Here is a 26,452-nt window from a genome sequence, read left to right as displayed (position 1 = left end):
CGTCCATTCGCCTTCCGGCAAATCCAGCCAAGCTGGCAAGCCAGCCCGGCGATGTCCGTCTCCGAAACCCTAGGTGACTCATGCGCGATCCGGTTGAAACCTACATGAACCTCGTGCCCATGGTGGTCGAGCAGACCAACCGTGGCGAGCGCGCCTACGACATTTTCTCGCGCCTCTTGAAGGAGCGCATTATCTTCGTGACCGGCCCGGTCGAGGACGGCATGTCGACGCTGATCGTCGCGCAGCTCTTGTTCCTCGAGGCGGAAAATCCGAAGAAGGAAATCTCGATGTACATCAACTCGCCGGGCGGCGTGGTGACGTCGGGCCTTGCGATCTACGACACCATGCAGTTCATCCGCCCGCCGGTCTCGACCCTGTGCACCGGTCAGGCGGCTTCGATGGGCTCGCTGCTGCTTTGCGCCGGCGAGAAGGACATGCGCTTCTCGCTGCCGAACGCGCGCATCATGGTGCACCAGCCCTCCGGCGGCTTCCAGGGCCAGGCAACCGACATCATGCTGCACGCCCAGGAGATCCTGAACCTGAAAAAGCGGCTCAACGAGATCTACGTCAAGCACACCGGCCAGACCTACAAGTCGATCGAGGATGCGCTGGAACGCGATAAGTTCCTCACTGCGAACGATGCCAAGGAGTTCGGCCTGGTCGACAAGGTGATCGACAAGCGCGCCGAGGAGCCGGCGCCGGCGAAGGCCCCGTAGCACTACTGAGGCGTCACGACGAGCCCTCGGTTTGCCGTGGACCCGTCAGGGCAGCGTTCACGTTAGGTGCGCGTGCGCGCGGCGCAAAACGCGGTTTTGCGCCCTGCGACAAGCAGAAAGTTCCGCTTTCGTGCTTGTTTTTCGTGGCAATCCAGCAACGCCGGGGTGTTTTCCATCACTTCGCCCGTGCCAAGACCGGAAATCACGGTATTGTCACGGGTAGCCGGCGACCCCCGATTAGCGAATTCTTGATAGTCGGGTGACAGCATGGTTGGCTACGATCGATCGGCTATGATCGCGGGAGAATCGAGCCACCGTGATTCGCACGGAATGTAGTAAAGCGTAGGGTCTTTTTTGGTACGGAATTTGCTCTACTTAAGCTTCATGCCGACCATCGTGTCGGAATGGAGCGATCGAGCGGAACGGGATCGAACCGCGGACGGAGACATGAATGAGTAAGGTCGGCACGAGCGACTCCAAGAACACGCTATATTGCTCGTTCTGCGGCAAGAGCCAGCACGAAGTCCGCAAACTGATCGCGGGTCCCACGGTCTTCATCTGCGACGAGTGCGTCGAGCTCTGCATGGACATCATCCGCGAGGAGAACAAATCCTCGCTGGTCAAGTCGCGCGACGGTATTCCGACGCCGAAGGAAATCTGCAAGGTGCTGGACGATTACGTCATCGGCCAGAGCCATGCGAAGAAGGTCCTGTCGGTCGCGGTGCACAACCACTACAAGCGCCTCAACCATCAGACCAAGCACAACGACGTCGAGCTCGCGAAGTCGAACATCCTGCTGATCGGTCCGACCGGCTCGGGCAAGACGCTGCTCGCGCAGACGCTCGCCCGCATCCTGGACGTGCCGTTCACGATGGCCGATGCGACGACGCTGACCGAAGCCGGCTATGTCGGCGAGGACGTCGAGAACATCATCCTGAAGCTGCTCCAGGCCGCCGACTACAACGTCGAGCGCGCCCAGCGCGGCATCGTCTACATCGACGAAATCGACAAGATCAGCCGCAAGTCCGACAACCCCTCGATCACGCGCGACGTGTCGGGTGAGGGCGTGCAGCAGGCGCTGCTCAAGATCATGGAAGGCACGGTGGCTTCGGTCCCGCCGCAGGGCGGCCGCAAGCATCCGCAGCAGGAGTTCCTGCAGGTGGATACCACCAACATCCTGTTCATCTGCGGCGGCGCCTTTGCCGGCCTCGAGAAGATCATCTCGGCGCGCGGTCGGTCGACCTCGATCGGCTTCGGCGCCCAGGTGCTCGCGCCGGAGGATCGCCGGACCGGCGAGATCTTCCGTCACGTCGAGCCTGAGGACCTCCTGAAGTACGGCCTCATCCCCGAGTTCGTCGGTCGTCTGCCGGTCGTGGCGACGCTCGAGGATCTCGACGAGACCTCGCTGAAGAAGATCCTGACGGAGCCGAAGAACGCGCTGGTGAAACAGTACCAGCGGCTGTTCGAGATGGAGAACATCGAGCTGACCTTCGCCGACGAGGCGCTTGGCGCGGTCGCCCGCAAGGCGATCGAGCGCAAGACCGGCGCGCGAGGCCTGCGTTCGATCCTCGAGGCGATCCTGCTCGAGACCATGTTCGACCTGCCGGGCCTGGAAGGTGTGGAAGAAGTCGTGATTTCCCGCGAAGTCGTGGAAGGCACGGCGCGTCCGCTCTACATCTATGCCGATCGGTCCGATCGCGCGGTCGAGAACGCCAGCGCCTGATCTGACGGCGCTGGAAAGCTCCAATCGTCTCCTCGAGTTGGCTGCGGAGCCGTGGTTCCGCAGCCGGCGTTGCGTCGCTTGCCGCGTTGCGTAAGCGCCTGATGGCGCGCGTTTTTCAATGACTTGACACCCCCCGGGTCGATAGCCACCTAATGTCGGCGGCGAGCGAAAATTCTCTTCAAGATTCGCCTCAGTTCCGTTCCGGCGAGCCGGTCCAACTTGTAGAGGACCGACCGGTTCTGCGGATCACCTCGGCACCTTGTGGCGGTTGCGCATGATCGCGGGCTGCGTGCAAGGGGGCAAAGCAAAAGGAAAAGGCCATGACCAATCCAAAACCCCGGCCAACAATCGTTCATGGCGAAGCACACGCCTATCCCGTGCTGCCGCTGCGCGACATCGTCGTCTTCCCGCACATGATCGTTCCGCTCTTCGTCGGTCGCGAGAAGTCGATCCGCGCACTCGAAGAGGTGATGAAGAACGACGCGCTGATCATGCTCGCGACGCAGAAGAACGCGTCCGACGATGATCCGGCGCCTGATGCGATTTACGAGACCGGTACGCTTGCCAGCGTGCTGCAGCTCCTGAAGCTTCCCGATGGCACCGTGAAGGTGCTGGTCGAAGGGCTCGAGCGTGCGCGCGTGGCGAAGTACACCGACCGCGCCGACTATTATGAGGCGACCGCCGTCGCGCTTGCGGACACCGACGCGAAATCGGTCGAGGCGGAAGCGCTGGCGCGCTCGGTCGTGTCCGACTTCGAGAGCTATGTGAAGCTCAACAAGAAGATCTCGGCCGAGGTCGTCGGCGTCGTGCAGGCGATCACCGATTTCGCCAAGCTCGCCGATACGGTCGCCTCGCATCTCGCGGTCAAGATCGCAGATCGCCAGGGCATACTGGAGACGCTGTCGGTCACCACGCGCCTGGAGAAGGTGCTGGGTCTGATGGAGAGCGAGATCTCGGTGCTGCAGGTCGAAAAGCGCATCCGGTCCCGCGTCAAGCGCCAGATGGAGAAGACCCAGCGCGAGTACTATCTCAACGAGCAGATGAAGGCGATCCAGAAGGAACTCGGCGACGACGACGGTCGCGACGAGCTCGCCGATCTCGAAGAGAAGATCTCGAAGACCAAGCTCTCCAAGGAAGCGCGCGAGAAGGCGCAGCATGAATTGAAGAAGCTGCGCCAGATGTCGCCGATGTCCGCGGAAGCGACCGTCGTGCGCAACTATCTGGATTGGCTGCTGTCGATCCCGTGGAACAAGAAGTCCAAGGTGAAGAAGGACCTGGAGCAGGCGCAAGCCATCCTGGACTCCGATCACTATGGGCTGGAGAAGGTCAAGGAGCGTATCGTCGAGTACCTCGCGGTGCAGTCGCGCGCCAACAAGCTGACGGGGCCGATCCTGTGCCTGGTCGGGCCTCCCGGCGTCGGCAAGACCTCGCTCGGCAAGTCGATCGCGAAGGCGACGGGGCGCGAGTTCGTGCGCGTCTCGCTCGGCGGCGTGCGCGACGAGGCCGAGATCCGCGGTCACCGCCGCACCTATATCGGCTCGATGCCCGGCAAGATCATCCAGTCGATGCGCAAGGCGAAGTCGTCCAATCCGCTGTTCCTCTTGGACGAGATCGACAAGATGGGCGCCGATTTCCGCGGCGATCCGTCCTCGGCGCTGCTCGAGGTTCTCGACCCCGAGCAGAACGGGACCTTCAACGACCACTATCTCGAGGTCGACTACGATCTGTCCAACGTAATGTTCATCACCACCGCGAATACGCTCAATATTCCGGGGCCCCTGATGGACCGCATGGAGATCATCCGGATCGCGGGCTACACCGAGAACGAGAAGGTCGAGATCTCGCGCAAGCACCTGATCCCGAACGCGGTGTCCAAGCATGGCCTGGACTCCAAGGAGTTCTCGATCGACGACGAGGCGCTGCTGCTTCTGATCCGCCGCTACACCCGCGAAGCGGGCGTGCGTAACCTGGAGCGTGAGCTCTCTACACTGGCCCGCAAGGCGGTGAAGGAGCTGATGATCTCCAAGAAGAAGTCGGTCAAGGTCACCGAGAAGACTCTGGAAGAGTTGCTCGGCGTGCCGAAGTACCGCTTCGGCGAGATCGAGAGCGAGCCGCAGGTCGGTATCGTCACCGGCCTTGCCTGGACCGATGTCGGCGGCGAGCTGCTGACGATCGAAGGCGTCATGATGCCCGGCAAGGGCAAGATGACGGTCACGGGCAATCTGCGCGACGTCATGAAGGAGTCGATCTCCGCGGCGGCGTCCTACGTCCGCTCGCGAGCGATCAACTACGGCGTCGAGCCGCCGCTGTTCGACAAGCGCGACATCCACGTGCACGTGCCGGAAGGGGCGACGCCGAAGGATGGCCCGTCCGCAGGTGTTGCGATGGCCACCGCGATCATCTCGGTCATGACCGGCATCCCGGTCCGCCATGATGTCGCGATGACCGGCGAGATCACGCTGCGCGGCCGCGTGCTGCCGATCGGCGGCCTCAAGGAGAAGCTGCTGGCTGCGGCCCGCGGCGGCATCAAGACGGTGCTGATCCCCGAGGACAACGCCAAGGATCTCACGGAGATTTCCGATGCGATCAAGGGCGGCATGGAGATCATCCCGGTCTCGCGCCTCGATGACGTCGTCGCCAAGGCGCTGGTGAAGAAGCCTACGCCGATCGTCTGGGAAGAGGACACCAAGGTGACGGTAAAGCCGGACGGCGATGAAGCCGCCGGCGGCCTGACCGCTCACTGAGATCGCAGCTCGAAAATGATGATAAAACGGCGCCTTCGGGCGCCGTTTTTGTTTGGGGAAGGGGAGGAGGCAATGCACGTCGATGGGCAATGCCATTGCGGGAAGGTCGCGTTCGAGGCCGAGGTCGATCCGGAGGCAGTCTCGGTCTGTCACTGCACCGATTGCCAGACGCTGACCGGCTCGCCGTTCCGCGTGACGGCCATCTGCACCAAGGCCGATGTCCGCCTGACCCGTGGCTCGCCCAAAATCTACGGCAAGCGCGGCGACAACGGCCGGATACGCTTTCAGCATTTCTGTGCCGATTGCGGTTCCCCGCTGTTCACCAGCGGCGAGGGCGACCAGGCCGACGATTGGGGCATCCGCTGGGGCTCGATCCGCCAGCGCCATGCGCTGCGGCCGGTGAGGCAGATCTGGTGCCAATCGGCAGCGGTGTGGATCGACGCCGTGCCGCTGCTGCCGGGGCGGCCGCAGGATTGAAGTTGGCTGGCCGAGCCCGCCTTCGCCGTTGGGCTTCGGCGCGGCAACCTTCGATCGCTTCGCGCTTACGACCTTGCTGTGCTGGCTTGCCGAGCCGTAGCTCGCGAAGCGAGCGAAGGCTGGTGGGCGGTCACGGATTCGAACCGCGGACCCTCTCGGTGTAAACGAGATGCTCTAACCAGCTGAGCTAACCGCCCAATGGCGCCTCTTTAGCGCCCCGGCGGGGGCCGAAGCAAGGGCCGAGCGCGCCCGACCCGGCTGCAATTGCCGGCCCGGTGAGAGCTTTCATGCCGGACACGGCCAACCCTGCAGCAGGTCCGCTGCAGGGCAATCTTTCTCGCAGCGCGATCTCGACGTAAGGCCGAGGAGCCAGCGATCATGCTGCGGGTGTCAGGCTGTCTTGGTGAACATGGTCAGGACACCGTCCACGATGTTGATCGCGACGACTTGTGCCGAGCTCAAGCCCTTGGCCTTGAGCACGGAGGCGGCCTGCGGTGTGGCGTCGATGGACTGCCGAAGCGACTGGATGTCCGTCTCGCTCGTATGCGCCACGAGTTCATCGACCTTCGCGCGCACGGCCGGCTGCAGTTCCTTGACGTCCACAACCTGTATGCTCCGGATCACCGTGCTGGATTGCGTCGACGATTGCTCCGTGTCGGATTGCGATGATGCGCCCTGTGCCTGCACCAGGGCAGGTGTTCCCAGCGAGAGAGCTGCAACGATGACGGATGCCGTGAAGCTGCGCATGGTCATGCCTTTTCCAGTTTGAGGAAGCGCGAACCTAGCGCGGAAATCTGGTTGGCATCTGATTCCGATGTGGCCGTTCGGTGAAACAATGCGGCCGCAATGCGCGCGGATGAGACGCTTGCGTCGGGTCCGGAGCCCAAAGCGCAACTCTGTTCCAGACTTTCATATTGACCGAATGCAGAAAGCAAAAGCCCCGGACGAACCGGAGCTTTGCCTTAGCGACGACCAGCAGTGGGGTGATCAGTACTTCGCCACGACGGGGCCGCCGCCCCAGTTGAAGCGATAGACCAGCTGGCTGCGAACGGCATGAACCCATTTCTCGGAATCGATCGACGCTCCAACGGACAGACCCGTTGCCGTGTCGCGGACGGCGTTCGTTGCGGTGTCGAATTCAGAGAACCGATATTCGGTCTTCCAGAACAAGCCCGGCACGATCTTCAGCGCGTGTTCTTCGCCGGCGCCGATGAACCAGCCCCTGTAGGTACGCTTGTCCATGAACACGCCGCTTGGTCTTCCGAACGGCGCAGCGTTGAGGGTGAAATCGGTACGGTCAAAGCTGGCTTCGGTATAGCCGACTGAGAAATAGGTCAGGAGGCTCGGGGTCGCCAGCCAGCCGAGCCGGCCGCCGCCCGCCCAGGCCGAGCTCATCTTCTCTTCACCCACGATCCCGAAGCGAGGCGGGCTGAGCTGGCCCTTGAGGCTGCCGATATCGTAGTCGCCGAATGCGCCGACGACGAAGGCCGCGCCCGCTGCCGCAAACTGGTAGTCGCAGCCGCCCTGCACAGTCCCGAAGAAGCCGCGGCCTCCGGTTGTTGCTGTATCGCTGAAGCGGGTTCTGGTGGGCCCATCGATGTAGGTCGTGCTGTCCTGATTCCAGAGCCCATAGCCTCCGCCGCCGCCGACGTGGCAGCCGGTCCAATTCGTGAGCGGCGTGGGGGCCGGAGGCGCCTTCAGATAGGCAGGGGACGTCACATCGGCGGCGGGGCCGCTCGAATTGAAGCGGTAGACCAACTCGCTGCGGACAGTGTGGACGTACTTCTTCGAATCCTCGGAAAAGCCGATCGGCAATCCGCTCGCCGTATCCCGGATCGGATTTGTGCCGACATTGAAGTCGGAGAAGCGGTATTCCGTTTTCCAGAAGAGACCCGGCAGGAAGCCCAGCGCATATTCGGCGCCGGAGCCGATGAACCAGCCATCGTAGGTTCGCTTGTCCTGATAGAGGCCGGCCGCAACTCCGAAGGGCGGAAAGTTCAGATTGAAGTTCGTGCGGTCGAAAGTCGCTTCGGTGTAACCCGCCGAGACATAGGTCAGCAGGCTAGGCGTCGCCAGCCAGCCGAGCCGGCCGCCGACCGCCCAGGCCGAGCTCATTTTCTCGTCGCCAACCATCGAGAAGCCGGAGGGAGTGAGCCGCCCGGTTAGACTGGCGAAATCATAATCACCGAAGGCGCCGATCACGAAGCGCTCGCTGGCCGCCGCAAACTGATAGTCGCATCCCGCCTGTACCGTCCCGAAGTACCCGCGGCCACCGGTGGTGATCGTATCGGCATTCTGAAAGCGGGGCGGACCGTCGACAAAAGTCGAATTTTCCTGATTCCACATGCCGTAGCCGCCGCCGCCCGCGACATAGCAGCCGGTCCAGTTGACGAAAGCTGCGGCGACAGCCGGTGGCTTGGCGTATTTGCGCGGAAGGTCGGCTGCCAATGCTGATCCGGAAAACGTCACCAATGCCACGAGAGCGGGCGCAACCTGCTTCATTCCAAACATTCCCATTCCACCAGACCGCGGCCAAGCGACCCCTCGCCAAGCCACAATCGACTCCTCGGACAAACATACGAAGTTTGATTCAGAATGCTATTGCAGGAAGGCTACAATCGCGGAAAGTGTGCGGCTCGCCTGTGCATATCCAGCCGCGAGCCGGGCTTTTCGCGACACCGCGTTTCTGGTGTCGGTCTCGTGGGAGCAGAGGGTGCGAGCCTTGGCCCTTCGAAGGGACCGGATGGCGTCCAGCAGAACCTCTTTGCTAGCAGAGGGTTCTGACGTTCGACGCGTGCAGTCCAGGGCTGCGGACATCGACAGCTTTCCGAAAGTCAGTCTCTGATCGGACGCGGCCCGGACGGGCCGGTACGCGCCGACGCGGCAATCCGTCGCGCGACCTCCAAGGCGCTCTCACACGTGCCTGACGTTAGGGCGCCCGCTTTTCGACCGAACAAGCTTCTATGATAGAGCAAGAATAGATGATGGAGCCTTGAATGGAACGACCCGCCGGGCACGCAGAGAACGCTGACCAGATCGCCTATTGGAACGGGCCGAGCGGGCAGCGCTGGGCCGATCGCCACGCGGCGCAGGAGAAGCTGCTCGGCCCTATTGCCGACGTGTTGATCGACCGCGCCAAGCCGAAGCCGGGCGAGCGCGTTCTGGATGTCGGCTGTGGCTCCGGCGCGACGACGTTTGCCTTCGCAAAGGCGGTGGCGCCCGATGGCTTCGCGCTCGGCCTCGACGTCTCCGAGCCGATGCTGGCGCAGGCGCGGGCGCTCGCGCCGAAGGGCCTGCCGCTCGACTTCGTGCTGGCGGATGCGACCGTTTATCCGTTCGAACCGGCGAGCTTCGATCTGCTCGCTTCACGCTTCGGCGTGATGTTCTTTGCCGATCCGATCGCGTCCTTCGCCAATCTGCGTCGCGCGCTGAAGCCGGCCGGCCGGCTCGCCTTCGCCTGCTGGCGGGAGCCGAAGGAAAATCCGTGGGCGATGGCGCCGCTGATGGCGGTCTACAAGCACGTGCCCAAGATGCCGCCGGTTGGGCCGGAGGAGCCGGGCCCGTTCGCCTTTGCTTCGGAAGAGCGCGTCATGCGCATCCTGAAAGGCGCAGGATTCGCGGACGTCGCGATGGAGCCGCACAATCTGGCGATGGACATTGCTATCGGCGGCGGGCTCGAGGCCGCCGTCGACGGCTCGCTCCAGATCGGTCCCGCCAGCCGTGCACTCCAGGGCCATCCGCCCGAGACTTATGAAGCTGCCAAGGCTTCGATCCGCGAGGCGCTCGCGCCGTTCCTGAAGGAGCAGAGCGTGGCGCTCCAGGGCGCGATCTGGATCGTGACGGCGAAGGCGGGGTAGGGCGCAGCGCTCTCCACCGTCATTGCGAGCGAAGCGAAGCAATCCAGAATCCCTCCGCGGAGACAATCTAGATTGCTTCGTCGCAACGGCTCCTCGCAATGACGATGCGGAGGCAGAGTCGCCTCACACCACATCATCCGGCGCGAGCGCGCAGCCGTTGTCGGGATGCGTCTCGACCTGGAGCGTGGTGTGGCCGATGCGGAAGGATGTCTTGAGGAGCTCCGTCGTCTGCATCAGGAATGCGTCGTCGCTGCCTGCGGGCATCACGAGATGGCAGGTCAGCGCCGTCTCGGTGGTCGAGATCGGCCAGACGTGGAGATCGTGAATCCCCGACACACCCGGTCGCGCCAGCAGGAACACCCTGATTGCGGCGAGGTCGGTACCCTTGGGCGCGGCCGCCATCGACATGTCGATGGAGCCGCGCAAGAGGCTGGTCGTGCTCCAGAGGATGGTGGCGCAGATGATGAGGCTGGTGATGGGATCGAGCCAGAGCCAGCCGGTCCAGATGATCAGCGCGGCCGAGACCACGACGCCGAGCGAGACCGCGGCGTCGGCGGCCATGTGCAGATACGCGCCTTCGATGTTGATGTCGTCCTTGCGTCCGCCAGCGAACAGCAGGGCGGTGAAACCGTTGATGAGGATGCCGATGCCGGCGACCACCATCACGGTGACGCCTGCGACCGGCTCCGGCTCGCGCAGGCGCAGGATCGCCTCCCAGCCGATCGCGCCGGTCGCGACCAGCAGGAACACCGCATTGGCCAGCGCCGCCAGGATGGTGGAGGCGCGAAAGCCGTAGGTGAAGCGGCCTTTGGGCGCGCGGCGGGCTGCGATCGAGGCGCCCCAGGCGATGACGAGGCCGAGCACGTCCGACAGGTTATGGCCGGCATCGGCGAGCAGGGCGGTGGAGTTGCCGACATAGCCGTAAACCGCCTCGGCGACGACGAGCGCGATGTTGAGCGTAATGCCGAGCGCGAACGCCTTGCCGAAATTGGCGGGTGCATGGACATGGCCGTGTCCATGACCATGATCGTGTGTATGGCCATGCGCATGCGAGTGGCCCGCATGATCATGGTCGTGATGACCGTGGTGGTCGTGGCTGCCCAAATCTAGCGCTCCGCAGACGCCGCCAAATCAGGGGCCATTGTAGGCGTTTCCTTCGCCACGTCACGGCGGAACAGCACGTAGAGCGCCGGCAGCACCAGCAGCGTCAGGACGGTCGAGGAGAGAATGCCGCCGATCACCACGGTTGCGAGCGGCCGCTGCACCTCGGCCCCGGCGCCGGTGGCGAGCGCCATCGGCACGAAGCCGAGCGAGGCGACGAGCGCCGTCATCAACACCGGGCGCAGCCGTGTCAGCGCGCCTTCGCGCACGGCCTCCGCGACCGAGCGTCCCTCGCTGCGCAGACGCTCGATGAAGGCGATGATGACGAGGCCATTGAGAACGGCAACGCCGGATAGCGCGATGAAGCCGACGCCGGCGCTGATGGATAGCGGAATGTCGCGCAGCAGCAGCGCCGCGACGCCGCCGGTCAGCGCCAGCGGCACGCCGGAGAACACCAGCGCCGCATCCGCCGCCGATCCCATGCCCATGAACAGCAGCAGGAACACCAAGAGCAGCGCCACCGGAACCACGATCGTCAGCCGCTTGGTGGCCGAGACCAACTGCTCGAACTGGCCGCCCCAGCCGATCCAGTAACCCGGCGGCAGCTTGACTTTCTCGGCAACGGCCGCCTCGGCCTCCGCGACGAAAGAGCCGAGGTCGCGCGCACGGACATTGGCCGTGACGACGATGCGCCGCTTGCCGTTCTCGCGGCTGATCTGGTTCGGCCCCGGCGTCGCATCGACGGTGGCGACCGACGACAACGGCACGTAGCGCATCTGGGCGAGGGGCGAGCTGGCCAGCGCCGTTCGAACGGCGCTGCCGGTTGCCGCCTCCTCGGCGGGCGGCAGCGGGATCGGGATCGCCCGGATCGCCTCGAGATTGCCGCGCAGGTGCTCCGGCAGGCGCACCACGATGTCGAAGCGGCGATCGCCTTCGAACAGCTTGCCGGCCGACTTGCCGCCGACCGCGATCTCGACGATGCCCTGCACCTCGGCGACGCTGAGGCCGTAGCGGGCAAGCGCCTGGCGATCGAGGCGGACGGTGAGGATCGGCAAGCCGGAGACCTGCTCGATCTTGACGTCGCTGGCGCCGCGGATGCCGCGGATCGCGGCCTCCACCTGCTTGGCGGCGCCTTGCAGGATGTCGAGATCGTCGCCGAAGATCTTGACGCCGACATCGGTGCGGACGCCGGAGATCAGCTCGTTGACGCGGAACTGGATCGGCTGGGAGATTTCGTAGGCGCTGCCGGGAATCTCGTCTGCAGCATGCTCGATGGCCTCGACCACCTCCGATTTCGACTTGCCCGGATCGGGCCATTCGGCGCGCGGCTTCAGCATGACGTAGCCATCGGTCTGCGCCGGCGACATCGGGTCGGTGGCGATCTCCGCGGTGCCGATGCGGGTGAAGAACTCCTTCACCTCCGGAATCTGCATGATGCGCTTTTCCAGCGCCTTCTGCAGGTCCAGCGACTGCGTGAGGCTGGTACCTGGAATCCGGATCGAGGCCAGCGCGACGTCGCCTTCGTCGAGACTCGGAATGAACTCGCCGCCCATGCGCGAGGCGGCGATGCCGCTCGCGGTCACGATGAGCACGGCGGACAGGGCGACGGCGAGCCGGTTATCGATGGCAAAGCGGAGCAGGGGGAGGTAGGCGCGCTTCGCCGCGCGCATGAACAGGTTTTCGTGCTCGGACACCTTCCCGGTGACGAAGATGGCGACGGCCGCCGGCACGAAGGTGATGGAGAACAGCACGGCCGCGCCCAGCGCCATCAGCACCGTCAGCGCCATCGGCGTGAACATCTTGCCCTCGACGCCGGTCAGCGTCAGCACGGGCAAATAGACCACGGCGATGATCAGCGTTCCGAACAGGCTCGGCTTGATCACCTCGCTCGACCCGCGCAGGATCGCGCGCAGCCGTTCGGGCGTCGTCAGCAGCCCGCCTTTCTCGCGCTGAGCCACCGCCAGCATGCGCAGGCAGTTCTCGACGATGATCACGGCGCCGTCGACGATGATGCCGAAGTCGATCGCCCCCAAGCTCATCAGGTTGGCGCTGACCTTGGTCTCGACCATGCCGGTGATCGTCAACGCCATGGACAGCGGAATGACGCAGGCCGTGACCAGCGCGGCGCGGAAGTTGCCGAGGATCAGGAACAGCACGGCGACCACCAGCGCCGCGCCTTCCAGCAGGTTGTTCCGGACGGTGCGGATGGTGGCTTCGACGAGATCGGTGCGGTCGTAGACGGTCCGCGTCACGACGCCCTCGGGCAGCGATTTGGCGATGTCCTCCAGACGGGCTGCGACGCGGCGGGCCACGGTCCGGCTGTTCTCGCCGATCAGCAGCATGGCGGTGCCGAGCACGGTCTCCTCGCCGTTCCAGGTCGCAGCGCCCGTGCGCAAATCGCGCCCCTCGGTGACAGCAGCGACGTCCCTGATCCTGACCGGATTGCCGCCGCGCGAGCCGATGACGATGTCCTGGATTTCGCTGACAGTGCCGACCTGGCCCGGCGAGCGAACCAAATATTGCTCGCCGTTGCGCTCGATATAGCCGGCCCCGACATTGGCGTTGTTGGCGGCGAGCGCGGTCATCACGTCGCGGAAGCCGAGCCGGTAGGCCATCAGCTTGCCGGGATCCGGCAGCACGTGGAATTGCCGCTCGAAGCCGCCGATCGTGTTGACTTCGATCACGCCCGGCACGTTGCGAAGCTGCGGTCGGATGATCCAGTCCTGCACGGTGCGCAAGTCGGTCAGCGAATAGTCGCGGTCGCCCTGCGTCTTCGCGCCCGCCTTGGCCTCGACGGTGTACATGAAGATTTCGCCGAGGCCGGTCGAGATGGGACTCATCGCGACCTCGACACCCGCCGGCAGCTGGTCTTTCACCTGCTGGATGCGCTCGCCGACGAGCTGCCGGGCGAAGTAGATGTCGGTGCCGTCCTTGAAGACGACCGTGACCTGGCTGAGTCCGTAGCGCGACAACGAGCGGGTGTAGTCGAGCTTTGGCAAGCCGCCCATCGCAGTCTCGACCGGGAAGGTGATGCGTTGCTCGGTCTCGAGCGGCGAATAGCCGGGAGCGCGGGTGTTGATCTGGACCTGGACGTTGGTGATATCAGGCACGGCGTCGATCGGCAGGCGCTGGAAATTCCAGGCGCCAAAGGCGACGGCGCCGAGCGCGAGGACGAGGACCAGCCAGCGCTGCTGCAGCGAGACGGCGATGAGACGCTCAATCATGCTCGGCCTCGCCCTTGCCCATCTCCGCCTTCACCACGAAGCTGTTCTCCGCGACGTAATGCTCGCCTGCCGAAAGGCCGGCCTTGATCTCGACATGGCGCGGATCGGAATCGCCTGTTTCGACCGGGCGCGCCTCGATCTTGTCGCCGTCCTCGCGCACGAACACGATGGTCTTGTTCTCCAGCGTCTGGATCGCGCTGCGGCGCACGGCAACCGCGACATTGCGCGCTGCGAGGATCAGCCGCGCCGTGACGAACAGGCCGGGCCGCAGCCGTCCGTCCGGATTTGGCAGCACCACGCGCGCCAGCGCGGTCTGGGTCTCGCTTGAGCCGATCGGTGCCATGTAGGAGATCGTGCCCTTGATCTCGTCGCGGCCGTCGTCGGGATCGATCAGGACCTCGTCGTTGAGGCGGACGCGGCGGAGGTCCTGGCGGTAGATCGACAGGTCGACCCAGATGGTGGAGAGGTCGGCGACCACGAAGGCCGGCTTCTGCTCGGAGGCGTATTCGCCGAGCGAGATCTGCCGCTCGATGATGGTGCCGGCAATCGGCGCCTTCAGCTCGTAGACGGTGAGGCTCTGGTTGCTCTCGATCGCGGCGAGCAGGTCGTCCTTGCCGACCTTGTCGCCGATCCGCTTCTGGATGGATTTGGCGAGGCCCGGAAAGCGCGGCGTCACCTGCACCACGGCTTCCTGGTTGGCGCGCAGGATGCCGTTGAAGGCGAGCGTGTCGGTCAGCGTGGCGCTGGCGGCTTCCGCCAGCGTGACGCCCGCGGCCGCCAGCTTGACGTCGGAGATGCGGATGCGGTCGGCGCCGTGCTCGTCCTGCTCGACATGGTCGCTCGGCTTCTTGTGTTCGGAATGCTCGGCGTGCTCGCCATGATCGGTGTGTGCGAGCTTGTCCGCTGCGAGCAGGGAATAGCCGTAAGCGCCTAGCGCGGCGGCGACGATGGCTACAAGGATGGTGGAGGACGTCTTCATCGCGCGCTCTCCCGGGCCAGCGTAAAGGGATTGCCGACAAGGCCTTCGATGATGGCCACGCCGGCGTGGAAATTCTGCAGCGCCTCCTGCTCGCGCAGCCGCGCCTGGGTGACGCTGGCCTGCGCGTCCAGCACTTCGAGCAGGGTGAAGCGGCCCTGGCCATAGCCTTGCGAAATCGCCTCGGACGCTTCGACGGCCTTGGGAATTGCGGTCTCGCGCAGCACCGCGAGCTCGCGCAGCGAGCCTTGCAGCGAGTCATAGGCGCGGCCGGCGATCACGATCAGCGCGTTGCGGTTGGCCTCGCGCTCGGCTTTGGTCTTTGCGAGGCTTTCCTGGGCCGAGAGGATGTTGCCCTGGTTCTGGTCGAACACGGGGATCGGCACGGAGACGGTCAGCCGCGCCGCATCGTCGCCCGTTTCGTTGAAGTGGCGCCAGCCGGCCGCGATCCGCACGTCCGGATAGGGCCTGAGCCGCGCCAGTAGCAGCTCGGCATTGCGCTGGGCGTAGACTGCGGTCCAGCGCACCAGCTGCGGATTGGCGTCGATGGCGGCAACCACGGCCTGGAACGCCGGCGGCCGCCCGGTGGTGTCGAGCCGGCCGGACACCTCGCCGAATTTGGCGGCGGGATCGCCCATCAACACCGCAAGCTCGCGCCGGGCGCTCGCCAGCGTCGCCTTGAAGCGCTCGCGGTCCGCCTTCACCAGGGCGGAGGCGACCTCGGCGCGGCCGGTCTCGGCCGGCGAGGAGGCACCGGCCTCGACACGGCGGCGCAGAAGCGGCGTCAGGCGGTCGATCGCGGCGATCTGCTCGTCGAGGATCTGGATGCGCCGCTGCGCGCCGAGCACGCTGAGAAAGGCGATCGCGGTCTCCGACAGCACCTCCAGCCTGATCGCCTTGCGCTGGATCGCGGCGACCTCGACGCCGGCTGCGCCTGCGGCAATCCGCGCCTCGCGCTTGCCGAACAGCTCGAAGGCCTGGCTGATCTGGAGCGTGGTCTCCGCCGAGCGCGTTCCGCGATATCTGCCGGAGCCGAATGAATCGTCCTGTTCGTAGGACAGTTCCGGATTGAGCAGGGCGCCCGCCTGGATACGCTGGCCCGTGGCGATGCCGACGTCGCGCTCGGCTGCCGTCAGGCGCGGGCTCGCCGCCAGCGCGCGCGACAGCGCGCTTCGCATCGTTAAAGTCTGGGCGTGAGCCGGTGCAAGCGCCGATGCTGCAATCAGACACGCTGCCGCGCACGCGAGGCGCGCGGCCATTCCCCTGCAAAACATAAAATCGACCTGTGAAGGATGAACCTAATGGGCGCGCCGCGCCCGACCAATCCGTTCAGGCAATAGGTCTGGGAGGGGGAGAGTCGGTATCGGGCACAATTCCGGCGAGGCGGGGGGCCTGTTGCGGGCTCGGTGCCGACACGAGCGCGATCGCCGCGGTCGATGGTGCCGGCTGTGCCACGGTCAGCGAAAAGCAGCCGTGGCAATGATGTCCGCCGATGGTCTTGTGGTCGCCATAGCCGGTAGCGCCATCGAGGACCGCGGCGATCTCCGAACCGCCGCGGGGCGTGGTGACGTCGATGTCGTGCGCGCCGTGCAGAGCGCCCGCGAGCAGATAGACCGCCGCGATCAGCACGGACAGCAGCCCGCGCGGAAAACGCGAGCGGCGGGATCCTGAGGGCTGACGGTTTGCGAGCACGAGTTCACTCTGGTTGCGGTCTGTGCCCGGCCTAGCATGGGTGCGGGAACAGTGTCGACCCGCAACATTGTTACGTCCCTGGAACAATTGCCGCAGCAGTGCATGCGCTGCCAGCGCCTCTCACTGGCGGATAATGACGCGCCGATGCGGCGCCATGGTTTCGAACGCGGGGGCCGGAGCGTCGCTGCCATTGTCACCTTCCATGGTGATGACCGCCCGACAGCTCGCTTCCATAGCCCGTTCCAGCCATTTGATGGCTTCGTCGATCCATTGGTCGCGGTGCTCGGGATCGGCGAGGGCCTTCTCCCGGAATGCATTCGCCTGATGCAGGCACGCCGTTCTGCGGTCCACGCGCCTCTCCTGATCCGGAGGTTCCGCCCCGATCGCATCATTGATGATCCCGGATCCGGCGTCGTTAACATACGACAGGAGGAAACCTGCCGGCCGCAACGCGGAAAGGCCCCAGCCGGACGAGCCGGCTGAGGCCTCATGTGCTCACAATCTCTATCCCTAGGACTTGGACAGACAACCCGCATCCTCCAAGTTCGTTCCATACGATCTGTCCAATTTGGAACGTTCCTCATACCTCGCGATTAGCGAGAGAAGAAACTGAGGAGGACGGACAATGGACGGACTGATTTATCTGATCGGCTTGATCGTCGTCATCATGGCGATCCTGTCGTTCTTCGGCCTGCGCTGAGAGCGCCGCGATGACGGTCGAGACTCTGATGCGGGAAGAGGTCATGGAAGGCGGCTTGGCAGTTGAGGCGCCTCGAACCATCCAGTGGAGCTCGGTGTTCGCGGGCGCGCTTGCTGCGAGTGCAATGTCGTTCATCCTGATCGGTTTTGGTGTCGCGGTCGGCCTCGGTGTCAGTTCGGCCTCGCCGAGCTGGCGCGATGCGTCGGCGGCGCTGGCGCTACTCTCCGGGCTCTATCTGATCATCCAGGCGATCGTCAGTTTTGGATTTGGCGGTTACGTCGCCGGCCGGACCACCCGGTCCGAGCCCGCGCTCGCAACGATCGAGGATGACGGCGAGCGGCGGGACGGGCTTCACGGGTTGACCGCCTGGGCGCTGGCAGTCCTGGCCGGCGCCGCGCTGCTGGCCCTTCTCGGCGCTGCCGCGATCGACCGTTCCCCGATGCGCAGCTCGGCGAGCAACACCTCGGCCGCCGAGCCCCTGTTGAGCTATGAGCTCGACAAGCTGTTCCGCGCGCCGCGCCGCGCTCCGAACACCGACCTAAGGGAAGCGCGCGCCGAAGCCGGACGTATCCTGATGACGTCGTCCAGCCACAGCGGCGTCGCCGCCGATGACCGGACGTACCTCGTGCAGCAGGTCGCCGCGGTCACGGGACTGGCGGCCCCCGACGCCGAAAAGCGCGTTGACGCCCTGATCGCAGACGCGAAGACGGCGATCAACCGCGCGCGGCGCAACTCGATCATCGTGGCGTTCTCGGTCGCAGCCGCGACCCTGATCGGCGCCGCAGTGGCCTGGGCCGCGGCGGTTGCCGGCGGACGCCATCGCGATGGAGAGCCGTTGCCGAACTGGATGGCGAGCGCCAACCGCTTCCACCGCAACCCGCGCGCAATGCCGGTGCCGTAGGCCCCTCAACCAAATGGAAATGGCCGGGCGCAAGCCCGGCCATATTCGACGTCTTCAGGAAGCGTCAGGCCTTCTCTTCCCAGATCATCGCCAGATGTACGATGGTCTGCACCGCCTTCTCCATGTCCTGCCGGCTGACCCATTCGAGCCGCGAATGGAACGCGTGCTCGCCGGCAAAGATGTTGGGGCAGGGCAGGCCCATGAAGGACAGGCGCGAGCCGTCGGTGCCGCCGCGGATCGCGGTGCGCATCGGGCGCAGGCCGGCGCGGCGGATCGCGTCGATGGCGTATTCGAGCACGTGCGGGTGACGATCGATCACCTGCTTCATGTTGCGGTACTGCTCCTTGACCTCGAACGTGTAGGTCGAGCGCGGGTAGTCCTTCATCACGTCCTTGACGATGCCCTCGAGCAGCGCCTCCTTTTCCTTCAGCCCTTCCTCGGTGAAGTCGCGGACGATGAAGGAGAGCGTCGCCTGTTCGAGCGCGCCGTCGATGCCGATCGGATGCAGAAAACCCTGCTTGCCCGAGGTGGTCTCGGGCGAGCAGCCCTCCTTCGGCAGACGCTCGACGATGGCCGCGGCGATCTTGATGGCGTGCTCCATTTTGCCCTTGGCGTAGCCGGGATGGGCGCTGACGCCGTTGATGGTGATGGTGGCGCCGTCGGCCGAGAAGGTCTCGTCCTCGACGCAGCCGGCGCTCTCGCCGTCCATGGTGTAACCGAAATCGGCGCCAAGCTTGTTCAGGTCGACATTATCGACGCCGCGGCCGATCTCCTCGTCCGGCGTGAACAGGATCTTGATGGTGCCGTGCTTCACGTCGGGATTGTTGATGAAGAAATGCGCGGCATCCATGATCTCGGCGACGCCGGCCTTGTTGTCGGCGCCTAATAGCGTCGTGCCGTCGGTGGTGATGATGTCGTTGCCGATCTGGTTCTTCAGCGCAGGGTGCTCATTGAAGCGGATCACCTGGCTGGTGTCGCCGGGCAGGACGATGTCGCCGCCGCGATAGTTCTTCACGATTTGCGGCTTGACGTCCTTGCCGGTGACGTCGGGCGAGGTGTCCATGTGCGAGCAGAAGCAGATCACCGGCACCTTCTTGTCGGTGTTGGCCGGGATCGTTCCGTAGACGTAGCCGTAATCGTCGAGATGCGCGTCCACAACGCCCATGGCCTTCAGCTCGGCAGCGAGCACGCGGCCGAGATCCTTCTGCTTCTCGGTCGACGGCGAGCTGGGGGATGCCGGATCGGACTGGGTGTCGATGGTGACGTAGCGCAGGAAGCGCTCGGTCACGGTATGCGAAAAGGAGAGGGAGGACATTCTGGTCAAACCGCCGGGTGTTCTTGAAGCTGGCGGTATATCAGAAAAGCGGGCCGTGATGCGGCCGCAACGGGCTCGGGGTCTGGCTTTAGCGGCCTCAGATCGCTTCCTTCAGTTCCTTCACCGGGCGGAACGCGACCTTCCTGGTGGCCTTGATGTGGATCGCTTCGCCGGTGGAAGGATTACGGCCGGTGCGGGCGGCGCGCTTGCGGACCTGGAGGATGCCGAGGCCGACGATGCGGACCCGGTCGCCCTTCTTGAGGTGCTTGGTGATCAGATCGACCATGTCGGTCAGCACGGCCTCGGCATGCTTTTTGGAGACATCCTGGCGCTCGGCAATGTCGGCGGCGAGGTGCTTGAGCGTGATCGTGGCGGGCGCGGCTGCCTTCTTCGCAGAATCCTTCTTAGCCGGATCCTTCTTAGCCATGTCTGGCCTCCTCGATCTTGCAGGTCGTCCAGAAGGGAGATGGCCCCTGACCCGCAAGTTCCCGGAGGCGTAGACGATTCGGGACCGGACTGACTACGCCCCCGGCGTTACCGAGGGCCGCGTTCGTGTGTGCCAGCAGTGGAATCCGCTGGTTTGAGCTGTGGATGCAACATCCTTGACTTCACCAGATCGGGCCTTTAAGTCCCCCCTCGTTCCGCAGACATTGCGTGTCACGCGGGAGTAGCTCAGTTGGTTAGAGCGCCGGCCTGTCACGCCGGAGGTCGCGGGTTCGAGCCCCGTCTCTCGCGCCATTTTTGGCAAATAGATCAAATAGTTGCTGTCGCGGCCAAAAGCGCCGCTTGGACTGCCGTTTCATCCCGATCGCTTCCTCCCCGCCAGAATTCGTCTATTTCGGCTTGGACTCCTCGATATGCGCGAGGATGCGCCGTGCGTCGGTGCTGCCGGCCTGCGCTGCCTTGGCCAGGAGCCGCCTGGCCGCGGCAAGGTCCCGTCGGCCGCCGATTCCGTTGGCGTTGCACCGGGCGAGATTGACCAGAGCTTCGAGTCCGCCCATCGCGGCGCCCCTCTGGTACAGCGCCCGAGCCAATTTCAGGTCTCGCCTGGCTCCCAGTCCCTTCTCGGCAAGCTCCCCCATCCTGTTGATGGCCGTCGCATCGCCGAGCTCGGCGGCCCGCTGGTACAACGCATAGGCCTTTGCGGGATCGCTGGCCGCGCCGATTCCACGCTCCTGCTGTAGGCCGAGGCTGACGAGTGCTGGCGCAATCTTCTTCTCGGCGGCCATCTCATAGTAGAAGCGCGAGCGGGCGGGATCTTTCTCGACGCCGTTGCCGTTCTCGTACATCAATCCGAGCTCGTAGAGCGCGCGTGCGTTGCCGAGCTCGGATGCCGCCTTGTAGCTCGCCACCGCTCCTCCGTAATCGCGCATGGCGAACAATGAACGCCCGAGCTGGTAGTGCAGGCGGTCCGCCCCTGGCCACCGCTTGACCGCCTCCGCGCACGCCGCAACCGCGCTCGCCGCCTTTAGATTGTCGCGCGTCTCGCCTTGGTCGGCGCCGGCTGCCCTCAAATCCGCGAGCCCGGCAACGGCGTTGTCGCAGTGCTGCATGACGGCGGTATCGTCCTGGACGACTTGCTTGACGGGATGGAGATAGATCTTGTCCTTGGAAAGCTGACCATACATGTAGGGCGTCTGCTTCCGGTGCGTTGCCTGCCGAACCTCGTCGCGAACGTTGCGAAACACGAAGTTGATCTCGAGGTCGGCCTGCCGGAGGTATTTCAGCAGCGCCGCAGCGAAAGGGCTGTTGCGGCCTTCGCCTTCTTCCGCGGTCCGCCCCGGCTCCGCTGGAAAGAACACGAGCGTGTTGCGGATCGGTGTGCTTCCGGCTGAGGTCAGGGAAGAGCTGCTGCTGCGGCCATTCGGTATCGCAGGGAACGGGTTCTCCCGCATGGCATCCAGGATCACCAGACCCAGCCTGCGAGCCCGCCCTGCGGCAGCGGTCACCGCAGCCAGGGGAACGGTCTCTGCGTTGGCCGACTCAGGTGTCGCAAGATGCGCATCCACGGGGATCAGGTAACTGCCGACACCGGCAGCTGCACTGTATCCGGCAAAATAGAAGACCGCGATGTCCGCAGCGGCGGACTTCTCGGTGAAGGCGACGAGCCCCACGTGCAGATCGTCGATGGTCGTGTTCTTGCGCAGATCGACATCGAAGCCGAGGCCGGCGAGACCCGCGGCAATGTCCTCGGCATCATTGACGGGAGAGCCGAGCGGCGGCGCGTTCGCGTAGCTCGCGTTTCCAATGACCAAGGCGACACGGCGGTTGGAAGCTTCTGCTTCGGCGTCGAAGAGAAGCCCGATGGCAATGAACAGTGCCAGCCAGCGCAAGTTGGAGTCGCGTCCCTTAGTCGATGCCCGAACGGAGCTGCCGCCTCATCCAGTCGCGGTCGGTGAGAAAATCGAGGCCGAGCAGACCATAGTCGACGCGCAGAAACCCGTCCACTCCAGACGACACCGCCGCGGGAGTCTGCCGCGCGACCTCCTGCGCCATCACGCCGACATAGAACCTCGCATCGCCCTTGTATCGATAGCGATAGAGGCGGAGGCCAGTATCGGTCCAGCCGAGTGCCGTAATGTCCTCCTTGAGGCGGATGTCCGATGGAATGGTGACGCGGCTCGCGGCATTCGAAGCGGCAGTCGAGGCCGCTCTGCTGGCCGCGCTTGATGCAGCGCTCGAGGCTGATCGGCTGGCAGCGTTCGACGCTGCGGCTGATGCCGCCTGCGATGCCGCCCGGCTTGCTGCGCTCGACGCGGCATTGCTGACCGCAGTCGAAACGGCATTGCTGACCACGTTGCCGACGACGTTGCTGACGACGCCGCTGACCACATTGCCGACATTCTGGTTCACGCGTGCAACCACTCGCCGATATTCGCGATTGCGAACCTTTTCCTCTTCCGAGCGGGTGTAGGCGGAAACCAGCAGCCCGCGCCGGCGCGCCTCGGTCACCGCGTTGATCATGCATCCCTTGGGATTGCCCTTGGACCGGCAAAGCTGGAATTGAAGCTGGACGTAGTCGGGGTATTTTTTGATGGATCTGGCGCACGCCCCGGAATCGCCGTCGAAGCAGGCGTTCACGTCGCTGTCGTGCGCTGATTGCAGCATCAGCTCGGTGGAATTGACCGGTCGCAGGGCAAGGTCGCTGCCCGGCGGCAGGCGGTTATGGCGCGAGCTCGGATAGCGCTCGGCAAACCGGCCAACCACGCTCTTGTCGCGTGATTCCTTCAGGACATCCCATGCCTTCTCGACTGCCTCCGAATTGCCGGTGGTCGTCTCGGCCGAGGCGAGCTGATAGCTCGCCGGTGGCGGACCGGGCATGTCGATCTGCCCGGTGGCTTGGCCCGGCTTAGCCGACTTCTCGAGCGAAGCCAGCGCGACCCGGGCGCTCTCGACATGCTCGCCAAACGGATAGAGATCCAAATAGGCGCGGTAGGCCGCGAGCGACTTCTGTCGCTCGACGATCTTCCAGGCGTTCGTTTCAGCCGTCTGCAACTGCGCAATGCGCTGGTCGATTTCGGCCGTATGCGCGCTCGCCGGGAATTGCTGGGCGAAACGGCGCAAGGTCGCGATCTCGTTGGTCGAGCGGACGAACTCCCAGGCGAGCTGCTCGGCATCTGCTCCACCATCGCCGTTTGCGACGGCAGCGTCGCCGTTGAGATAGATGTCGCCCTTCGGCAGCGTCCCGTAGATTGCCGGCTCTTGTGTCCCGGTCTCCTTCCAGACTTCGTCGTGCACGATCCGGAAGAGATAGTTGATCTCGAGTTGCGGCGTTTCGACATGGCGCAGGAGCGAGCCGGAGTAGGGGCTATTCCGCCCGGCCCCGTCGCTCGCCGTCGTGCCGGCAGCGGCCGCAAAGGCAACGAGCACGTTGTCGCTCACCTCGACAGGGGCAAGACCGCGCGTGTCGGCCGCGAAAGGCGTCGGGGAACGGGGTGTGCCGGACACTGGCGCGGCCGCCTTGGATGGCCGCGACGACAGCGCGCGTCCCGCGGCGGCGACCTTCGTCGTTTCGAACGGGTCGTTGCGGCAGGCGTCGAGAACCACGAGGCCGATGATCTTCGGCATCACGGAGATATCGATCAGGGTCTCGAGATTGATCGCCTCGGCATAGACATCGATCTCGGACTTGATTTCGGCATCGACCGGAATCAGCCAGTTCTTTCCGTCCATTTCGACGCCATGGCCTGCGAAGAAGATCACCGCCTTGTCGGCCGTCTTCGCCGCATTGCCGAATTCGATGAGGGCCTGCCGGAAATGATTGTAGTCGAGGTCGGCGAGGTGTCTGACGGAATATCCCAGACGACCCAGCGACGTCGCCATGTCGGCGGCGTCGTTGGCCGGGTTGATGAGTTTTGGGACCTTGCGATAGTTGCTGTTGCCGACAACGAGCGCGATCCTGTCTCCGGCGGTCGCCTGCAGTATTGTCGAAACGAGCATCGACAATGCTACGCAGCTGAGAACGGCGATCCGGCGTGCCAGATCCTGCAACATGAAGACGGGACGCGAGCTTGCGAGAACGAAAATCCCGAAATGGGCAGGCATCGGCAGAAACTCAGAAAATGAAAAATCGCAGAAACGGGCTAAGGCGGCTTGTTCGTGGATTCTACATCAAGGGATGCTGGATGACGACATCAAAGGCCTCCGTGTTCAGGATTTCGTGAACCGGGAGTGGCGATGCTTCGACCAAGAGGCTGCACATCGCGAGCGGTGAAACCAGTCGCGCTGCGCTGGTGTTGATGGCGCAGGCGGCCGAGGCCGGCGACATCTTCGGAGACTGCGGATGACCAGGACAGTCAAGTTCGCCCGTGCGCCGATTCTGGCCCTGCCGCTGCTCGTCGCTTTGTGCAGCGTGGCCCGCTGCAATGATCCGGCCGAGTCGTCACGCGACTCCATCATCCAGAACGTTCGAGAGGACGTGCGGCGGCACATCCGGGCACGGGAAGCAGGCAAGCCTAAGAAAAGTCCGGAGCTGAGCCAGACGGCAACGCAGCGTGGTGCCACGAAGAAGCGAAACCGCTCGACGGTGGAGTAGTGGGATATCGGCGCGCGCCCTGCGTTGGGTTGCTTCTCGTATCCAGGCGTGTTGCTCGGCGTGCAGCGCGGCCTGGGAAAGTGTTGCAAATGAGCATCAGCTGGGCGCGCTTGATGGAGCCGAACCCCCAATTCAGCCAATCAGGTGAAGACGCCGCGGGTGCTTTGCAAATAAATTCGGCGCCTGAAGCTTGCGGGAATTTACCTCCCGCCAAGGCTCGGGGCTGAACCAGCAGGGGGCTGATCGAATACCATGAGGGCAGGAATTTTCCGCCGCAGCTTTGTCGTGGCCGTACCTTTTTTGCTTAGTCTGTTTGCGACGCGACCGGTCTCCGCACAGGAGGTCAATGTTCCGCAGCAAGTCATCAACAACACCGTTCAGAACATCATCCAGAACGTCCGCGACCAGATTCAGCATCGCAGGGTCGTTACTCCTCCTGGAATGCTGCGCTTCAGCGGCGAGGAGTCTGATTTCGACCGCCGTGATCCGTTCGCCGCAAGGGGTGTCAGCAATCCGTTCGGTGCCCTGGCCTACGCCAAGGCTCCGGCACTTGCAGCGCCGCCCCCGGCGGTCTGGCTTTACGGCGCGAACCTCGTCGGCAGTGGCGACAGTGCGCAATCGAGCGGGGTCCAGGTCAGCGTTGCGACGGTGACCGGCGCAGTCGATGTGACCAAGATCGGTATCTTCACTGCAACCGACGCGCTGACCTTCATCGGGACTGGCTCCCATTCGTGGGCGCACACCTTCACGAATGGCGGACTGACGACCGATGGTTCAATTCCATCGACTTCCGGCACCCTGTCGTATCTCAACGGCGGTTTCTCGACTGACTTCACCGCGCTTGCGAGCTGGACTCGCACCACATCCAATCTTCCCCTTGCCGCGACCGCGGACGGCACCGGCATCGCCTATACCTGGAACGGCCAATACCGGTTCGACTTCCCCTACACCGTGTGGTTCGAGCCCACGGTCGGCGTAACCTATTCGGAGGGCTATACCGCCAATTTCGGCAGCAAGACGGGCGATTCAACCGAATTTCACGGTGGCATCCGTGCCGGCTTCGAGACGGACTGGCTGGGCTTTAAGATCCAGCCGTCGATCTCGGGTCAGTACTACAGGATCGTTGACGCGAGCGGCGCCGGCGCCGTTGGAGGTGCGGTCCCCGTTGCGGCCGGCGTGATCGGTACTAATGGTCTTCGCGGTTCCGCAAAGGTCAACGTGCTCTGGACGCCGCAGCTGTCGTCCTACCTCGAAGTTCATGGCAGCAGCATCACCTTGCCGGACCCCCTGCTGCCTGGGGTTGGCGGATTCGGAACCTCGATCGCGGGTACTCAGGCCGGCCTTCGCTATACCTGGTAGAGTGATCTCGAAGACGGATGCCCGCCGTGCCCGGCGGGCATCTTCTTGCGCTCCTCTCGCGCCTGGCGGAGGCAACATCCCCCGCGGCGCCGTCGCATGGGTGAAACCGAATGAAAAGGCCGCCTGAAGGCGGCCGTTTGGTATCAAACCGGACCTTTTCGGTTGTTCAGCGAATCTCGGACGTGCCCGCGCTGGTCACCACCACCGGCTTGCCGGCCTTGATGACCTGGGTGGACTGGGCGGTCTGGCTGTAATCGGCATGGGTGCGGGCCGCAATCCCGAAGCCGGCCACGGCAATGCCGGCCACCAGCGCCACCACCACGATCTTCAGGTGGGTCGCACGATCAGCAGAATGAATTGAGTGGTTCATCTGAGCCTCCCGACGGGCTTTGCCGTCGTCTACGGGCTCATCTTCTAAGCGCCGTCTGTTTCCGGATGGTTTCGCGGGTTCCGCAAAATGGTTTCATCTCGCCCGGCCGGCAAGTTTCATTCGGACGGCCGCGCTGGGCTGGTCTGGGGCGCCGTTTGGCCGCCCGATCGTCTTTCGGTGATCGCCGCCGAAGCCCGCTGATGTTGCAGCAACATACGGAAATATTGGAGCATTTCTAAGAGTCCTTCTAAGAAGCATTCAA

22 protein-coding genes and 2 tRNA genes are annotated in these 26,452 nt (G+C 64.3%); 9 read left to right on the top strand and 15 right to left on the bottom strand.

What is annotated here, in order from left to right:
* Positions 1-80 precede the first annotated feature (80 nt).
* On the top strand, positions 81-716 hold the full coding sequence (locus tag I6F12_RS17990) for an ATP-dependent Clp protease proteolytic subunit (RefSeq protein WP_025036638.1): 636 nt from the start codon (positions 81-83) through the stop codon (positions 714-716).
* A 62-nt stretch (positions 717-778) separates the two neighbouring features.
* Here I6F12_RS17990 and I6F12_RS17985 read toward each other — a convergent pair whose 3' ends face one another.
* Positions 779-985, bottom strand: coding sequence for a hypothetical protein (locus I6F12_RS17985; protein ID WP_128265601.1), 207 nt, complete (start codon positions 983-985; stop codon positions 779-781).
* Positions 986-1,167: 182 nt separating this feature from the next.
* Between I6F12_RS17985 and clpX the strand changes: the two genes are divergently transcribed.
* From clpX to I6F12_RS17970, 3 genes are all read left to right on the top strand, one after another.
* Complete coding sequence (clpX, locus tag I6F12_RS17980) at positions 1,168-2,439, top strand: ATP-dependent Clp protease ATP-binding subunit ClpX (protein ID WP_008547851.1); 1,272 nt, start codon at positions 1,168-1,170, stop codon at positions 2,437-2,439.
* A gap of 320 nt (positions 2,440-2,759) precedes the next feature.
* Positions 2,760-5,183 (top strand): endopeptidase La, encoded by a 2,424-nt coding sequence (gene lon, locus I6F12_RS17975; protein WP_036010279.1) that lies wholly within the window; start codon positions 2,760-2,762, stop codon positions 5,181-5,183.
* Positions 5,184-5,255: 72 nt separating this feature from the next.
* Entirely contained in the window at positions 5,256-5,660 is a 405-nt protein-coding gene (locus I6F12_RS17970; RefSeq protein ID WP_225156939.1) for a GFA family protein, read from the top strand.
* A 120-nt stretch (positions 5,661-5,780) separates the two neighbouring features.
* Here the strand turns inward: I6F12_RS17970 and I6F12_RS17965 are convergent.
* The 3 genes from I6F12_RS17965 to I6F12_RS17955 all read right to left on the bottom strand — a co-directional run bounded on the left by I6F12_RS17965 (position 5,781) and on the right by I6F12_RS17955 (position 8,162).
* Positions 5,781-5,857, bottom strand: a tRNA-Val gene (locus I6F12_RS17965).
* A gap of 193 nt (positions 5,858-6,050) precedes the next feature.
* Positions 6,051-6,413 (bottom strand): hypothetical protein, encoded by a 363-nt coding sequence (locus I6F12_RS17960; protein WP_225156938.1) that lies wholly within the window; start codon positions 6,411-6,413, stop codon positions 6,051-6,053.
* Between the two features lie 234 nt (positions 6,414-6,647).
* The gene (locus I6F12_RS17955) at positions 6,648-8,162 is read right to left on the bottom strand and encodes an autotransporter domain-containing protein (RefSeq protein ID WP_225156937.1); all 1,515 of its coding nucleotides are present in this window, start codon (positions 8,160-8,162) and stop codon (positions 6,648-6,650) included.
* Between the two features lie 494 nt (positions 8,163-8,656).
* On the opposite strand from I6F12_RS17955, the gene I6F12_RS17950 reads away from it, so the two are divergent.
* Positions 8,657-9,517, top strand: a complete 861-nt coding sequence (locus I6F12_RS17950) for a methyltransferase domain-containing protein (RefSeq protein ID WP_225125153.1) — start codon at positions 8,657-8,659, stop codon at positions 9,515-9,517.
* A gap of 123 nt (positions 9,518-9,640) precedes the next feature.
* Here the strand turns inward: I6F12_RS17950 and I6F12_RS17945 are convergent, their stop codons facing one another.
* The 6 genes from I6F12_RS17945 to I6F12_RS17920 all read right to left on the bottom strand — a co-directional run bounded on the left by I6F12_RS17945 (position 9,641) and on the right by I6F12_RS17920 (position 16,861).
* Positions 9,641-10,621, bottom strand: a complete 981-nt coding sequence (locus I6F12_RS17945) for a cation diffusion facilitator family transporter (protein ID WP_225156936.1) — start codon at positions 10,619-10,621, stop codon at positions 9,641-9,643.
* Between the two features lie 2 nt (positions 10,622-10,623).
* Complete coding sequence (locus I6F12_RS17940; RefSeq protein ID WP_225156935.1) at positions 10,624-13,842, bottom strand: CusA/CzcA family heavy metal efflux RND transporter; 3,219 nt, start codon at positions 13,840-13,842, stop codon at positions 10,624-10,626.
* Complete coding sequence (gene ihpB, locus I6F12_RS17935) at positions 13,835-14,821, bottom strand: divalent metal ion exporter adaptor subunit IhpB (protein WP_225156934.1); 987 nt, start codon at positions 14,819-14,821, stop codon at positions 13,835-13,837. Before ihpB ends, I6F12_RS17940 begins: the two co-directional genes overlap by 8 nt.
* Positions 14,818-16,092, bottom strand: a complete 1,275-nt coding sequence (ihpA, locus tag I6F12_RS17930) for a divalent metal ion exporter subunit IhpA (RefSeq protein WP_036010223.1) — start codon at positions 16,090-16,092, stop codon at positions 14,818-14,820. Before ihpA ends, ihpB begins: the two co-directional genes overlap by 4 nt.
* Before the next feature lie 55 nt (positions 16,093-16,147).
* A complete protein-coding gene (locus tag I6F12_RS17925; protein ID WP_225156933.1) occupies positions 16,148-16,510 on the bottom strand; it encodes a hypothetical protein in 363 nt (120 codons plus the stop codon).
* A 120-nt stretch (positions 16,511-16,630) separates the two neighbouring features.
* A complete protein-coding gene (locus tag I6F12_RS17920; protein ID WP_225156932.1) occupies positions 16,631-16,861 on the bottom strand; it encodes a hypothetical protein in 231 nt (76 codons plus the stop codon).
* Positions 16,862-17,220: 359 nt separating this feature from the next.
* On the opposite strand from I6F12_RS17920, the gene I6F12_RS17915 reads away from it, so the two are divergent.
* Positions 17,221-18,111 (top strand): hypothetical protein, encoded by an 891-nt coding sequence (locus I6F12_RS17915; RefSeq protein ID WP_036010217.1) that lies wholly within the window; start codon positions 17,221-17,223, stop codon positions 18,109-18,111.
* 64 nt (positions 18,112-18,175) lie between these two features.
* On the opposite strand, the gene pepT is transcribed toward I6F12_RS17915, so the two are convergent.
* Both pepT and I6F12_RS17905 read right to left on the bottom strand, forming a co-directional pair.
* On the bottom strand, positions 18,176-19,426 hold the full coding sequence (pepT, locus tag I6F12_RS17910; protein WP_225156931.1) for a peptidase T: 1,251 nt from the start codon (positions 19,424-19,426) through the stop codon (positions 18,176-18,178).
* 97 nt (positions 19,427-19,523) lie between these two features.
* Positions 19,524-19,853, bottom strand: a complete 330-nt coding sequence (locus tag I6F12_RS17905) for an HU family DNA-binding protein (RefSeq protein ID WP_036010212.1) — start codon at positions 19,851-19,853, stop codon at positions 19,524-19,526.
* Between the two features lie 234 nt (positions 19,854-20,087).
* Here I6F12_RS17905 and I6F12_RS17900 point away from each other — a divergent pair.
* Positions 20,088-20,164, top strand: a tRNA-Asp gene (locus tag I6F12_RS17900).
* Between the two features lie 95 nt (positions 20,165-20,259).
* Here the strand turns inward: I6F12_RS17900 and I6F12_RS17895 are convergent.
* Together I6F12_RS17895 and I6F12_RS17890 are read right to left on the bottom strand one after the other, a co-directional pair.
* A complete protein-coding gene (locus I6F12_RS17895; protein WP_225156930.1) occupies positions 20,260-21,759 on the bottom strand; it encodes a caspase family protein in 1,500 nt (499 codons plus the stop codon).
* A gap of 16 nt (positions 21,760-21,775) precedes the next feature.
* Positions 21,776-23,866 (bottom strand): caspase family protein, encoded by a 2,091-nt coding sequence (locus I6F12_RS17890; RefSeq protein WP_225156929.1) that lies wholly within the window; start codon positions 23,864-23,866, stop codon positions 21,776-21,778.
* Positions 23,867-24,209: 343 nt separating this feature from the next.
* On the opposite strand from I6F12_RS17890, the gene I6F12_RS17885 reads away from it, so the two are divergent.
* Positions 24,210-24,461 carry a hypothetical protein gene (locus I6F12_RS17885; RefSeq protein WP_225113098.1) on the top strand — a complete coding sequence of 84 codons (252 nt, stop codon included), beginning with the start codon at positions 24,210-24,212 and terminating at the stop codon, positions 24,459-24,461.
* Positions 24,462-24,713: 252 nt separating this feature from the next.
* Positions 24,714-25,820 carry an autotransporter outer membrane beta-barrel domain-containing protein gene (locus tag I6F12_RS17880; RefSeq protein WP_225156928.1) on the top strand — a complete coding sequence of 369 codons (1,107 nt, stop codon included), beginning with the start codon at positions 24,714-24,716 and terminating at the stop codon, positions 25,818-25,820.
* A gap of 166 nt (positions 25,821-25,986) precedes the next feature.
* Here I6F12_RS17880 and I6F12_RS17875 read toward each other — a convergent pair whose 3' ends face one another.
* Positions 25,987-26,190, bottom strand: coding sequence for a hypothetical protein (locus I6F12_RS17875; protein WP_036010204.1), 204 nt, complete (start codon positions 26,188-26,190; stop codon positions 25,987-25,989).
* Positions 26,191-26,452: the final 262 nt, after the last annotated feature.

The organism is Bradyrhizobium sp. IC4059 (assembly GCF_020193615.1).
Taxonomy (GTDB): Bacteria; Pseudomonadota; Alphaproteobacteria; order Rhizobiales; family Xanthobacteraceae; genus Bradyrhizobium; species Bradyrhizobium yuanmingense.
Note: the sequence above shows the minus strand (reverse complement) of the source record. Positions and strands in the feature narration are given on the sequence as shown.